Below are 12,800 nucleotides of genomic sequence, written 5' to 3'. Positions count from 1 at the left end.
CGGTCAGGACTTCAGCGGGATCTCGAACCAGACCGCCTTGCCGTCGTTGGTGGGCCGTGATCCCCAGCGGGCGGCGAGCTGGTCGACGAGGTACAGGCCGCGGCCGCCCTCGTCGGTCTCGCCCGCGCTGCGGATGCGCGGCAGGCGCATGTCCTTGTCGAGGACCTCGACCCACACCGAGCGCTCGCCGCGGCGCAGCCGGAGCGTGAAATCCTTGGTCGGCGGCTCGGGCCGGCCGAGCTCGGGGAGCTTGTCGTCCCACGGATCGTCGAAGCCCGCCGGGCCGTCGAGGCCGAGCGCGCCCTCGAGGACCAGTTCCCGGCGCGGGGCCGGTGTGTTGGCGGCGTGCAGGACGACGTTGGTGACGACCTCGGAGACCAGCAGGCAGGCGAGCTCGGCCTGTTCGTCCAGCATCCCCCAGTTGGCGAACGTCTCGGCGGCCATGCGCCGGGCCTCGGAGACCATGATGGGCTCGGCCTGGAAGGTGCGCTGTTCGACCTGGAGGCGTACCGGGTTGGTGCGCACGACCACGATCGCGACGTCGTCGTCGATGTCGCCGGGCACCGCCTCGAACGCCGCGTTGGCGATCGCCTCGACGTCCTTGCGGTCGGCCCGGCGCACGGACTCGCGCAGCATCTCGCGCGCCTGCTCGCGGGTGTAGTGCTCGCCGTCGTCCTTCGGCCGGCGCTCGATCAGTCCGTCGGTGTAGAGCACGAGCGTGGTGCCGGGGGGCAGCTCGCGCGTCTCCTCCTCGTACAGGATCTCGCCGCCGAGGCCGGGCTCGCGCACGCCGAGCATGGCACCCTTGCCGACCGCCTCCATGTCGATGACCTCGCCGTCGATCAGCAGCAGCGGCGGCTCGTGCCCGGCGTTGGCGAAGGACAGGATGCGCGACCAGGCGTCGTAGACGAAGTAGGTGCACGACACGAGCGGGTGGCGCCGCTCGGCCGTGTCGGCCGTGTCGCCGTAACCGCCGGGCCCGACCATCGTGCGGACCCATTCGTCCAGCTTCATCAGGATGTCGGCGGGCGGCTTGTCGTCCTGGGCGAAGGCGCGCAGCGCGGCGCGGAGCTGCCCCATCACGGCGGCGGCGCGGGCACCACGGCCCTCCACGTCGCCGATGACCAGGCCGACCCGGCCCGCGGACAGCGGGATGACGTCGTACCAGTCGCCCCCGACCTGGGTCTGGATGCCCTGGCCGTGCGACTCCAGCGGGCGGGCCGGCTCGTAGCGCCAGGCGATCTCCAGCCCGTCGAGGTGCGGCGGGCGGTCGCCGGGCAGCAGGTTCTTCTGGAACGCCAGAGCCGTCTCGCGCTCCTCCTCGAACAGCATGGCGTTGTCGATGGCGAGCGCGACCCGGCTGGCGATCGCGCCGACCAGGTCGCGGTCGAAGCCGTCGTAGTGCGGGTCGGGCCGCCGGCTGATGCTCGACAGGGCCAGACTCATCACGCCGAGCACCTCGCCGCGAGCCAGCAGCGGCGCCGCGATCACCGACGTGATACCCAGGTCGTCGCCGAGCTGCTTGCTCGCGGCGCTGGGCGCCGTCATGCGCTCGGCCACGACGTCCTCGACGACGACCGCGTCGCGACGGGCGAGGGCCTTGGCGCAGAAGTGGCCGGGCGGGTAGGCGACCGTCTCGCCGACCTCGGCCCACGTGCCCGGCGGCGGATTCCACTCGCCGCCGTGCCGTGAGACACGGCGGATGAGCTTCTCGCCGCCGTACAGGTCGATGAAGCAGTGGTCGGCGAACTGCGGCACGAGGGTGTCGGCGACCCGGCGCAGGGTCTGCTGGAGCTCCAACGACGCGGCCAGGCGCTCACCGATGCGCTCGAGCAGGCCGTAGCGGTCCTGGTCGCGCTGGTTGCTGCGCAGGGCCTCGCGCGCGAAGATCACGATGCCTTCGACGGCGCCGGAGGGATGACGCAGCGGCACGGCGTACGCGCGCGTGTAGACGGTGCTGCCGTCCGCGCGCAGGTTGCAGAACGTGCCCTCCCAGACCGCGCCCTTCAGGACGTGACGGGCCAGATCCCTGGCCTGGTCGTGGTCCTCCTCGGCGATGCCGAGCGACAGGATCGACCGCCCGATGTACTCCGAGCCGCCGAAGCCCAGCAGCTTCTCGGTGAAGGCGTTGCAGTAGATGACGTTGCTGTAACGATCACAGACGATGACCGCCATGTCCGCCTGGCCGAGCACCGTCTCGGGCGGCAGCAGCGGGTCCACGGGTGGTTCACCCCAGCGCTTCATACGCCCGCCACCTCGCCATTGCCGTCCCCTTCCCTATTGAACGACGGACGACGGCCCGGGACACGTGGAATGGGCAACTCAGCGCTTTGAGACGAAGACGTGGGAGGCGATACGGCTGGGGAGCTCGGTCGAGGGGCTGTCGGATTCATCGTCGCGCGTCACCCTGACACCGTCGTCGCCTGCGGCAAGCGTCACCTCACGTCCCGGTTGTATCCCAACCTGCTTGAGTCTAAGCATCAGTGCGGTGTCGCTTTGCACCTGCTCGCTGATGCGCCGGACCACGACGGGGGTGCCGGTGGCCGTCGCGACGTCGGTCATGACCGCGAGCGGTTCACCCGGCGGCGCCTCGGGCACGTCGGCGCCGAGTTCGTTCAGGCCGGGAATCGGGTTGCCGTGCGGGCACGTCGAAGGGTCTCCGAGCAGGTCGACCAGCCGCCGCTCGACCGACTCGGACATGACGTGTTCCCAGCGGCAGGCCTCGACATGGACCTCTTCCCACGGGAGACCGATGACGTTGACGAGAAGGCATTCGGCGAGCCGGTGCTTGCGCATCACCCGGACCGCGAGGGAGCGGCCGGTTTCGGTCAGGTCGAGATGCCGATCACCCTCTACTCTCACCAGCCCGTCGCGCTCCATGCGCGCCACCGTCTGGCTCACCGTCGGGCCGCTCTGCGACAACCGCTCGGCGATTCGGGCTCGAAGCGGCACGATGCCTTCCTCTTCGAGCTCGAAGATCGTCCGGAGATACATCTCCGTCGTGTCGATCAAGCCGTGTGCGGTCAAGGTTTTCCTCCAGTTCGCTCCTGATGCTACGGCCGATCGCGACTCTGCGGGGAGCAGGCGACGGCAAGAGCGATCCTTATCTGTTCATATACCCGAACGTGAACCGCCGATGTGGTCTTCCCGCGACCGGGAAGAGCCTTCTTGACGATAGGTTGGAGCCGTCATGCCACGTTTCGAGGGGGCGGGACGCTGGGTCCCGCCGGGGGCCGGGCTCGACGGCCTGCGCCGCGCCGCGCAGGGTTGCGAGGGCTGTGACCTGTACGAGAACGCCACGCAGACCGTCTTCAGCTCCGGCTCGGCGTCGGCACGGGTCGTGCTCATCGGCGAGCAGCCCGGCGACCAGGAGGACCGCCAGGGCGCCCCGTTCGTCGGCCCGGCCGGGAAACTGCTGGACAAGGCGCTGGCCGACGCCGGGATCGACCGCTCCGACGCGTACGTCACGAACGCCGTCAAGCACTTCCGGTTCAAGCAGGAGGGGCCGGGCAAGCGGCGCATCCACCAGACGCCGGACGCGGCCCAGATGACGGCCTGCCGCCCGTGGCTCGCCGCGGAGCTGCACATCATCGACCCCGACGTCATCGTGCTGCTCGGCGCGACCGCGGCCAAGGCCCTGCTCGGCCCGTCGTTCCGCGTCACCCGCCAGCGCGGCCGGCTCATCCCCCGGCCGCCCATCGACGACGAGACCTCCCGGCAGAACGCCTGCTACGTCGCGACCGTGCACCCGTCGGCGGTGCTGCGGGCCGACGACCGCGACTCCGCGTACGCCGGGCTGGTCTCGGACCTGAAGGTCGCCGCCGAGGTGCTGGGCTGACCCTCGCGCGGACTCTTACGGCCGCTCGTCCGCCGGGCCGCGCAGGGTGGCGGTGTAGCGGCGGAACGACGGCACCGCGAGCCCCGCGACGACCACCAGGCCCGCGCACACCAGTCCTCCCCCGGTCCACGACGCCGTCGCGCCGGCGATCGAGGCGGTGACGCCGGCGCGCAGGTCGCCCAGGCGAGGCCCGCCCGCCACGACGACGGTGAACACCCCCTGCAACCGCCCGCGCATCTCGTCGGGGGCGTACGTCTGCAGGATCGTCTGCCGGAACACCGCCGAGACCAGGTCGGCGGCGCCGCCGACCGCCAGCAGCAGCACCGCGAGCCACAGCGAGCCCGCCAGGCCCGAGGCCGCCACGGCCAGGCCCCACACCACGATGACCGCGATGAGGGCGATGCCCTGCCGCTGGATCCGGCCGATCCACCCGGACACCAGACCGCCGATCACGGCGCCGATGGCGATCGCCGCGACGAGCCAGCCGACCGCCTCCTCACCGCCGAAGCGCGTCTCCGCGACCTCGGGGAACAGGGCACGGGGCATCGCGACGCCCATCGCGATGATGTCCACGACGAACGACATCATCAGCACCGGCCGGGTGATCAGGAACCGCAGCCCCTCGACGACCGAGCGGAACCCGGGCCGCCGGATCTCGCCACCGATCGGCGGCAGCGCGGGCAGCCGCACCGCGGCGTACAGCCCGACGGTGAACAGCACCGCGTCGATCCCGTACGCGACCGCGTACCCGCCGTGCCCGATCACCACGCCCGCCAGGACCGGGCCGATGAACGTGGCCACCTGCGAGGCGGTGAAGTTCAGCGTGTTGGCGGCGGGCACGAGGCTCACCGGGAGCAGGCGCGGGATCACGGCACCGCGCGTGGGCGAGCTGACCGCGAAGCCGACCGCCTGGACGACGACCAGACCGATGATCAGTGCGACGCTGTCGACGTGCAGGAAGGACTGCACGAGCAGGCCGAGGGTGGCCGCCCACGTCACCAGCGAGGCCATGATCAGCAGCCTGCGGCGGTCCATCATGTCCGCGACCGCCCCGCCCCACAGCCCGAAGACGATGAGCGGCACGAGGTTGGCCGGCCCGAGCAGCCCCACCCACAGCGAGGACTTGGTCAGGTCGTAGACCTGCACCGAGATCGCCACGGAGGTGAGCTGGAAGCCGGTGAAGGACACCGCCTGCCCGATCCACAGCCGGCGGAACGGCGGCTCGCTGAGCGGGCGGGTGTCGATGGCGGCCCGCCGCACGAGGCTCCGGGTGCGCCGCGACCACGAGGGAGGTGTCTCTGCGGATGCCTCGGGTGACGCCGTAGCGGAGGATGACTGGGGGTCAGCGCTCAAGGACTCAGTCTCTCTACCGCCCATTTGTCCGGTTCATGCACATCGGGACGACGGTATCGCAGGCGGTCGTGCATGCGGTTCGGCCGCCCCTGCCAGAACTCCACGCTCACCGGTACGACGCGGTAGCCGCCCCAGAAGTCCGGCAGCGGCACCTCGCCCGGCCAGCGGCGGGCCAGCTCGGCGTACCGGCTCTCCAGCTCCTCGCGGGTGACCACCGCGGACTGGTGCTCGCTCGCCCACGCTCCGAGCTGGGAGCCGTGCGGCCGGGTGTGGAAGTAGGCCGCGGACGCCTCGCGGGACAGCCGTTCGGCGGTGCCCTCGACGATCACCTGCCGGTGTACCGCGTGCCAGGGGAAGACCAGGGACACCCGGGGGTTCTCGGCGATGGTCCGCGCCTTACGGGATCCATGGTTCGTGAAGAAACGAAAATCTTCTGGGCCGTACCCCTTGAGCAACACCGTGCGGGCGCTGGGCGTACCGTCGGCGGTGGCCGTGGAGAGGATCATGGCGTTGGGCTCGGGCAACTCGGCCGCGACGGCGTCGGCGAACCAGACGTCGAACTGGCTCAGCGGGTCGGCGGCGAGGTCGCGCTCGTCCAGCCGGGCGTCCCTGTAGGACTTCCGGAGGTCGGCGGGGTCGGTTGGCTCCACGACAGGACATCCTCTCGCGCCGCCCCGGGGATGACACGGCAGGGTTCCCGCATAGAGTTGCTGGAAACGAAAAAATTGCGCATATCACACCCCCCCGGGTACTGAGCAGCGTGCAAGAAGAGGTTCAATTATCAGTCGGGTCTGTACACCACAGGGGACGAAAGGCAGGACAGAACATGTCCGACTTCAAACCCGGCCTCGAGGGCGTCGTCGCCTTCGAGACTGAGATCGCCGAACCGGACAAGGAGGGCGGTGCTCTCCGATACCGGGGCGTCGACATCGAAGATCTCGTTGGCCACGTCTCCTTCGGTGACGCATGGGGTCTGCTGGTGGACAACAGCTTCGACCCCGGACTGGCGCCCGCCGAGCCGTACGTGCTCCCGGTCCACTCCGGTGACGTACGGGTCGACGTCCAGAGCGCGCTGCCCCTCATCGCGCCGTCCTACGGCATGCGTCCGCTGCTGGACATCAGCGACGAGCAGGCCCGCGAGGACCTGGCTCGCGCGTCGGTGACCGCGCTGTCGTTCGTGGCGCAGAGCGCCCGCGGCCTCGGTCTGCCGATGGTCCCCCAGGAGCGGATCAACGAGGCCCGCACCATCACCGAGCGGTTCATGGTCCGCTGGCGCGGTGAGCCGGATCCCAAGCACGTCAAGGCGATCGACGCCTACTGGGTGTCGGCCGCCGAGCACGGCATGAACGCCTCCACCTTCACCGCCCGCGTCATCGCCTCCACCGGGGCCGACGTCGCGGCGTCGATGTCGGGTGCGATCGGCGCCATGTCCGGTCCGCTGCACGGCGGCGCGCCCGCCCGTGTCCTGCCGATGATCGAGAAGGTCGAGCAGCTCGGTGACGCCCGCAAGGTCGTGACCGACATCCTCGACAACCACGAGCGGCTCATGGGCTTCGGACACCGCGTCTACCGCGCCGAGGACCCGCGTGCCCGCGTGCTGCGTCGCACCGCCAAGGAGCTGGGCGCGGCCCGCTTCGACGCGGCCAAGGCGCTGGAGGACGCCGCGCTGGCGGAGCTGCGCGAGCGCCGTCCGGACCGGCCGATCGAGACGAACGTGGAGTTCTGGGCCGCGGTCATCCTCGACTTCGCCGAGGTGCCGCCGCACATGATGCCGGCCATGTTCACGTGCGCCCGCACGGCGGGCTGGGCCGCGCACATCCTGGAGCAGAAGCGCACCGGCCGTCTCGTACGGCCCAGCGCCCGCTACGTCGGCCCGGCGGCTCGCTCGGTGTCCGACGTCGACGGCTCCGCCGAGCTCACCACCAAGGTCTGAGCAGGCACGACACGCACGGCCCGCGGCTGCCCCGGCACCGCGGGCCGTACCCGTCCCTCGGCCCCCATGGGGAACCATGTACACCGGCCCACGCGATGAGGACCCCGACGAGCGCGACGTCGCGCTGCTGCGGGAGGAGCGCGAGCGCGAGGAACGCCGCACGCGCCGTGACCATGCCTCCCGTGCGGTCGTCGCCTGGGTGATGGCCGCCGCGCTCGCCCTGCTGTCCTACGACTCCGGCCGCGCCGCGATCACCGCCCGGCAGGACGGCCGGCCCTGGCGTTACCCGGCGTGTGTGTCGTTGATCTGCCTGCTGGCGCTGGTGTGGCTGGTGGTACGAGCGGTGCGGCGAAGACGTCGCGACCGGGTCTCACATCGCGGACCGGGCTGAGTTCGGCCGGATCGCTTGATTAGGCTTCATCGGGTGAGCGACATCGTGATCCCAGACAGCCTCAAGCCCGCGGACGGCCGATTCGGCTCAGGCCCGTCGAAGGTCCGTCAGGAACAGCTCGCCGCGCTCGCCGCCTCCGGCGCGACGTACCTCGGCACCTCTCATCGGCAGAAGCCCGTCAAGTCGATCGTCGCCAGGGTCCGTGAGGGCCTGGCGGAGCTGTTCGCGCTGCCGGACGGCTACGAGGTGCTGCTGTCCAACGGCGGCACGACCGCCTTCTGGGACGCCGCGGCGTTCGGTCTCGTACGCGAGCGGTCCCAGCACGTGGTGTTCGGCGAGTTCTCCTCCAAGTTCGCCAAGGTCGTCGAGAAGGCGCCGTGGCTGTCGGATCCGTCGGTGATCGAGTCCGCGCCGGGCACGCACGCGCTGCCGGCCGCCGAGGACGGCGTCGACGTCTACGCCCTCACGCACAACGAGACCTCCACCGGTGTTGCGATGCCGATCGAGCGGCCCGCCGGCACCGACGCCGAGCGCGGCCTCGTCCTCGTGGACGCCACCAGCGGCGCCGCCGGCCTGCCCGTCGACGTCGCCCAGACCGACGTCTACTACTTCGCGCCGCAGAAGGGCTTCGCCTCCGACGGCGGCCTGTGGCTGGCCCTGGCCTCACCGGCGGCACTGGCCCGCATCGAGGAGATCGCCGCGTCCGGCCGCTACGTCCCGGACTTCTACGACCTGAAGGTCGTGGTGGACAACTCGCGCAAGGACCAGACCTACAACACGCCGGCCGTGGCGACGCTCATGCTCATGGCCCAGCAGATCGACTGGTTCCTCGCCCAGGGCGGCCTGTCCTGGTCGACCGGCCGCTGCGCCGACTCCGCCCAGCGGCTCTACACCTGGGCGGAGAAGACCTCCTACACCACGCCGTTCGTGACCGACCCGGCCCAGCGCTCGCAGGTCGTGGGCACGATCGACTTCGAGGGCGTGGACGCCGCCGAGGTCGCCAAGGTGCTGCGCGCCAACGGCATCGTCGACACCGAGCCGTACCGCAAGCTGGGCCGCAACCAGCTGCGCATCGCGATGTACCCGGCCATCGACCCGGCCGACATCGAGGCCCTCACCGCCTGCGTCGACCACGTGGTCGAGCGCCTCTGAGCTCCGTTCGGCCGGCCGCCGGCGCCCGATCCGGGCCCGGCGGCGGCCGGTGTTCGGGGGTTTCTACAGCTCCGGTGGCGGGGCGGCGCCGTGGCCGGCGTCGGGCGGGCCCCACGGGAGGCCGTGGCGCTCGCAGGCGCGGCGGAGCTCGGTCAGGTCCGGCGGGAAGGACACGCGGCGCAGCACCCGGCCCGCGGGGCTCCACACGACCAGCCGCGGCGCCTCGGCCTCGTCGATGCCCACGCCGCCCAGCGCCTGCCGGGTGACGCTCCACTCCGTACGGCCCAGGCGTGTCACCGAGGAGATCCCCAGGGCCGAGACGCGCAGCTGCGGGCGGTTGCGGTCGTACAGCCACGCGCCCGCGAGGCCCAGGACCAGTCCCGACGGCGCCGACCACGCCAGCGCCGGCCAGAACCCGCCCAGGTCCGCGCGCAGCCACAGGGAGCCGAGCACCGCGACCAGCTCGCACAGCGTCGCCGTCACCGCGTACGCGAGCGCGCGGGTGCGGGTCGGCACGTCGAGCCGGGCCTCGGGCAGGGTCTTCTTCGGCTTCTCCTTCGCCGGTTCGGCCGTCTCCAGATGGGTCATCGAGCCGTAGAAGGCGGCGTTGACGTACGCGTCGTACTCGGCGTCGGTGATCGGGAGTTGCACGCGCCGCGCGGCGTCGCGCAGGTCGGTGCGGGAGATCCGCAGCATCGACAGCGGGGCCGCGAGGAACTCGTCGCCCTCGTCGTCGTACATCCGCAGCCAGGCGTGCCCGTCGACGGTGAGCAGCTCCATGCCGCCGATGCGGTCGCGCGGCATGCGCAGGATGACGTCGCCGGCGCCGTCGGCCCAGCCGATGCCGTCGTCGTCGACGACCAGGCGTCCGCCGGGGACGCGGGAGAAGATCTCCGGCAGCCCGGCCAGGCCGTACTCCGACGGCCGCGGGACGGCCTGGTCGGGCGTGACGACGTGGTAGCCGCGCTCGTCCAGCGCGTGGGTGAGCTGGAAGGCGTCCAGGCCGTGCGCGGGCAGCCGGGCGAGCACCTCCAGCCGATGGCCGAACAGCGTCACGACGGTCTGGTCGGCGGCGGGCCGTCCCGAGACCGGGTCGATGGCCGTGCCGGGGCCGACGACCGCGGCGGCCACCGCGCCGCCCCGTACCCGCCACTCCCCCACCGTCGCGTGCCGGATGCGCAGCTCGGACGGCATGATGGTCCAGCTCAGCGGTGCGCTCCGCAGCCTCCGGCGGCGGGCGGTCATCATCGCCACGCCGCCGACCAGCGCCCACAGCCCGCCCATCAGCCGGCCGCCGAACGCCACGCCGCTCTCCAGGGCGATCCGGGTCACCATCGTCAGCGAGAGCAGCGTGACGAGGACGCCGAGGGCGGTCGTGCGCCGCCGGCCGGTCGTGGCCGTGGCGAGGCGTCCGGTGTCGGTACGGGAGGCGGTGCGCGGCTCGTGCGCGACGGCGAGCAGGGCGGCCTCCTGGTCGCGCAGCCGCTGCTCGGCCCGGCGGCCGAGGGCGCGTGGCGCCTCGTCCTCCTGCGGCAGGCCGTCGTCCTCGAAGAGCGACCGGTCGCCGTCGATCACGTGGGTGGTGATGCCAAGACGCCGCGCGGTGATGTAGAAGCTCAGCAGGTCGAAGCCCATCTCGGCGAGCGGGCCCGCCACGGTGGCGCCGAACCGGTGGAAGATCGTGAGAACCCCGTCGTCCGCGGTCACCGCGAACTCCTCGACGCGGCTCAGCTCGTACGCCTCCACCACCGTGCCGTCGGCGGCGAGGTGCTCAAGCCCGCGCGCGGACAGCCGCCAGCGGCCCGGCCGCCGCTCCCACAGGCCCAGGAGCCAGGGCAGCGCGTAACAGGCGATCACGGCGGCCAGCCACAGCCCCGGCGGCCGGATCGGCAGCAGTGCGACGACCAGCGAGAGGAGGGCGAAGGGCCCGGCCGCCACCGGACGCAGCCGACGCGCCGGAGCACGAAGGCCGATCAACTCGAGGTTCACGAGAACAGATCGTGACATGTCAGCGCCCATCCCGTCATGACCCTCGTCTGCGAGCGAACAGGCCGGCGATCAGAATGACCACTCCGGCGACCAGCACCAGACTCACCGCCGAGAACTTCTTCGAACCCCTGGTAGACCCGGCGGCGCCGTCCTTACCCGATGAGTTCGCCGGGGACGCGCCGGTGGTTCGCGCCGGCAGCGCATTGGCCGGAACCGGCACCTGCCACAGCGGCTGTTTCACGCCCTCGGAACTGAGCAACAGCGACCGGCCGTCGGCGGTGAAGGTGATGCCCTCGCCCTGTTTCTGGCTCGGCACGGACACGTCCGCGATCTTCTTGCCCGGCGCGCGGTAGATCTCCGCCTCCCAGTAGCCGCGGATCACGAAGGTCCGGCCGTCGGGGGCGAACGCGCCGTCGGTCGCGTAGAACGGCGCGTCGGCGACCTTGTGCATGATGTTGTAACCGCTCGTGCTGAGGCGTTTGGGGCCCTCGTACAGCGAGTCGTTGAACGCCTTGCTCGCGATGTAGAGCCGTCCCGTACGCGGGTTGATCATCATCGTCTCGGCGTTGCGCGGGCCGTCGGCGTACTTGATCCGGTACGCCGTGGCGCGCAGCGTCTGGCTGCGCAGCACCGACGGCTCGGGGATCCGGTAGACCGTGACGTACGGCCAGGCGCCATCCAGGTTGTCGCCGATGTCGCCGACGTAGATCCCGTTCGGCCCGAGCGCCATCGCCTCCCAGTCGCGGTTCCGCGCGCCGGCGAGCGTCAGCGTGGCCCGCGTGCGGCAGTCCGGGCCGAGCGCGTACACCTGCGGCAGGCCGCCGGAGTCGTTGAAGGTGTAGACGATGCCGGGGTGACGCCGGCTGGCGGCCAGGCCGCTGGACTCGTCGATGCGCGAGTCCTTGATCGTGCAGAGCTTCTTCGGCTCGTCGTCCTCGTCGGCGTGCGCGGTGCCGGGGACCACGGTCGCCGCGACGGCCATGAGGGCGGCGAGGGCCCTGGTCACGGATCGCGGCGACATGCTCTGGGTCTTCACCGCTCCACGGGCGCGTGAAGCCTGGCGCGGGCGACTCAATGGAGAAGCGTGCCGACGACCACGGCGGACAGGAGGACCGCCAGGACGGCCGGCAACAACCATCGCGGAGCACGGTTCACGCCATGAGCCTATGCGGTCCGCTGATCCACCGAACCGCCGGTGCGATCCCCGCGTCAAAGCCGGAAAGCGACCGGGGGACATCGGGGACAGGGGTGAGATCGATGTGCGGGCTCTTCGGGCTCTACCGCTCGCCGGGGGCGAGGCACCCGGAACGGGCATCGGACGCGTTCGTGGCGCTGGGCATGCTCGCCGGGGAGCGGAGCGCCGACTCCACCGGAGTGGCGCTGTTCGGCCGCCCCGGCACGATCAACGTCGAGACGCCGACCGTCCAGGGCGACGTGACCGACGGCGGCTGCCGCGTGGTCAAGGGCCGAGGGACGTTCCTCCGGGTCTGGCGGCACGATCTGCTCGCCGGCCTGGACGCGGCCCCGGTGGCGCTCGGCCAGGTACGCCGGGCCACCCGGGGCAGGCCGGACCGGCTCGTGGAGACCGGCCCCCTCCTGGTCGGCGCGCTGACCGGCACGCACAGCGGCGACGTGGACGCGGCCGGGCTGCGCGCCCGCTTCGCCACGCCACCGGCGGCCGGTGACGCCGACAGCGAAGTGATCTTCCAGGCGCTGGCCGCCGGACACCGCCCCGAGAACGTTCTGAGCGCCCTGCACGGCCGCGCGGCGCTGGCGTGGGTGGACCGGACGCGGCCGGGCCGCCTCCACCTGGCGCGGGGCGCGCTGAGCCCGCTGTGCGTGGCCGTGGACGCCGAGGGCAACCTCTACTGGGCCTCGAACCCGGACTGGTTCCGCAGGGTCGAGCGGGACACGTCGGTACGCTTCCGGTCGGCCGTCCTGCTGCGCGAGGGCACGCACCTGACGGTGGAGGGCGACGAGGTGAGCAGCGCGGAGTTCGTCCCCACGGCCCGCCCGGGCGATCCGATGATGCCGGACCGGGTGTGGCAGGACTTCACCACCACCGACCGCGAGCACGCCCTCGCCCAACGCCGCCACCGGATCGCCGAGACCTGCGTCGCCTGATCGACGGAGTGCGACGACGC

The 12,800-nt window shown here is 71.7% G+C and carries 11 protein-coding genes; 5 read left to right on the top strand and 6 right to left on the bottom strand.

Annotation, left to right across the window (positions count from 1 at the left end; all coding sequences use genetic code 11):
* Nucleotides 1-3 precede the first annotated feature (3 nt).
* A complete protein-coding gene (locus tag ACQEV1_RS10670; RefSeq protein WP_433393378.1) occupies nt 4-2,244 on the bottom strand; it encodes a SpoIIE family protein phosphatase in 2,241 nt (746 codons plus the stop codon).
* A gap of 78 nt (nt 2,245-2,322) precedes the next feature.
* On the bottom strand, nt 2,323-3,027 hold the full coding sequence (locus ACQEV1_RS10665) for a metal-dependent transcriptional regulator (RefSeq protein WP_285568509.1): 705 nt from the start codon (nt 3,025-3,027) through the stop codon (nt 2,323-2,325).
* A 163-nt stretch (nt 3,028-3,190) separates the two neighbouring features.
* On the opposite strand from ACQEV1_RS10665, the gene ACQEV1_RS10660 reads away from it, so the two are divergent.
* Nucleotides 3,191-3,838 (top strand): UdgX family uracil-DNA binding protein, encoded by a 648-nt coding sequence (locus ACQEV1_RS10660; RefSeq protein ID WP_285620366.1) that lies wholly within the window; start codon nt 3,191-3,193, stop codon nt 3,836-3,838.
* Nucleotides 3,839-3,853: 15 nt separating this feature from the next.
* Here the strand turns inward: ACQEV1_RS10660 and ACQEV1_RS10655 are convergent, their stop codons facing one another.
* Both ACQEV1_RS10655 and pdxH read right to left on the bottom strand, forming a co-directional pair.
* Nucleotides 3,854-5,098, bottom strand: coding sequence for an MFS transporter (locus ACQEV1_RS10655; RefSeq protein WP_285620370.1), 1,245 nt, complete (start codon nt 5,096-5,098; stop codon nt 3,854-3,856).
* Between the two features lie 89 nt (nt 5,099-5,187).
* Nucleotides 5,188-5,841 carry a pyridoxamine 5'-phosphate oxidase gene (gene pdxH, locus ACQEV1_RS10650; protein WP_285620372.1) on the bottom strand — a complete coding sequence of 218 codons (654 nt, stop codon included), beginning with the start codon at nt 5,839-5,841 and terminating at the stop codon, nt 5,188-5,190.
* Nucleotides 5,842-6,017: 176 nt separating this feature from the next.
* On the opposite strand from pdxH, the gene ACQEV1_RS10645 reads away from it, so the two are divergent.
* The 3 genes from ACQEV1_RS10645 (at nt 6,018) to serC (ending at nt 8,667) form a co-directional block, all read left to right on the top strand.
* Entirely contained in the window at nt 6,018-7,124 is a 1,107-nt protein-coding gene (locus tag ACQEV1_RS10645; RefSeq protein WP_285568502.1) for a citrate synthase 2, read from the top strand.
* Between the two features lie 76 nt (nt 7,125-7,200).
* Nucleotides 7,201-7,515 (top strand): hypothetical protein, encoded by a 315-nt coding sequence (locus ACQEV1_RS10640; protein ID WP_285620374.1) that lies wholly within the window; start codon nt 7,201-7,203, stop codon nt 7,513-7,515.
* Between the two features lie 33 nt (nt 7,516-7,548).
* The gene (serC, locus tag ACQEV1_RS10635; RefSeq protein ID WP_285620375.1) at nt 7,549-8,667 is read left to right on the top strand and encodes a phosphoserine transaminase; all 1,119 of its coding nucleotides are present in this window, start codon (nt 7,549-7,551) and stop codon (nt 8,665-8,667) included.
* Nucleotides 8,668-8,730: 63 nt separating this feature from the next.
* On the opposite strand, the gene ACQEV1_RS10630 is transcribed toward serC, so the two are convergent.
* Nucleotides 8,731-10,656, bottom strand: coding sequence for a hypothetical protein (locus ACQEV1_RS10630; protein ID WP_285620376.1), 1,926 nt, complete (start codon nt 10,654-10,656; stop codon nt 8,731-8,733).
* Nucleotides 10,657-10,690: 34 nt separating this feature from the next.
* On the bottom strand, nt 10,691-11,677 hold the full coding sequence (locus ACQEV1_RS10625) for a hypothetical protein (protein WP_433393373.1): 987 nt from the start codon (nt 11,675-11,677) through the stop codon (nt 10,691-10,693).
* Between the two features lie 236 nt (nt 11,678-11,913).
* Here ACQEV1_RS10625 and ACQEV1_RS10620 point away from each other — a divergent pair, with 236 nt between their 5' ends.
* Nucleotides 11,914-12,780 (top strand): class II glutamine amidotransferase, encoded by an 867-nt coding sequence (locus tag ACQEV1_RS10620; protein WP_433393371.1) that lies wholly within the window; start codon nt 11,914-11,916, stop codon nt 12,778-12,780.
* Nucleotides 12,781-12,800: the final 20 nt, after the last annotated feature.

It is taken from the genome of Actinoallomurus sp. CA-142502 (genome assembly GCF_050936355.1).
Classification (GTDB): domain Bacteria; phylum Actinomycetota; class Actinomycetes; order Streptosporangiales; family Streptosporangiaceae; genus Actinoallomurus; species Actinoallomurus iriomotensis.
This window is presented reverse-complemented; position numbering and strand designations above follow the sequence as displayed.

Excerpts from the sequence above, each read along its gene's own strand:
- ACQEV1_RS10670 (WP_433393378.1), bottom strand. The coding sequence starts at position 2,244 with ATGAAGCGCTGGGGTGAACCACCCGTGGACCCGCTGCTGCCGCCCGAG.
- ACQEV1_RS10660 (WP_285620366.1), top strand. The coding sequence starts at position 3,191 with ATGCCACGTTTCGAGGGGGCGGGACGCTGGGTCCCGCCGGGGGCCGGG.
- ACQEV1_RS10645 (WP_285568502.1), top strand. The coding sequence starts at position 6,018 with ATGTCCGACTTCAAACCCGGCCTCGAGGGCGTCGTCGCCTTCGAGACT.
- ACQEV1_RS10640 (WP_285620374.1), top strand. The coding sequence starts at position 7,201 with ATGTACACCGGCCCACGCGATGAGGACCCCGACGAGCGCGACGTCGCG.
- ACQEV1_RS10625 (WP_433393373.1), bottom strand. The coding sequence starts at position 11,677 with ATGTCGCCGCGATCCGTGACCAGGGCCCTCGCCGCCCTCATGGCCGTC.
- ACQEV1_RS10620 (WP_433393371.1), top strand. The coding sequence starts at position 11,914 with ATGTGCGGGCTCTTCGGGCTCTACCGCTCGCCGGGGGCGAGGCACCCG.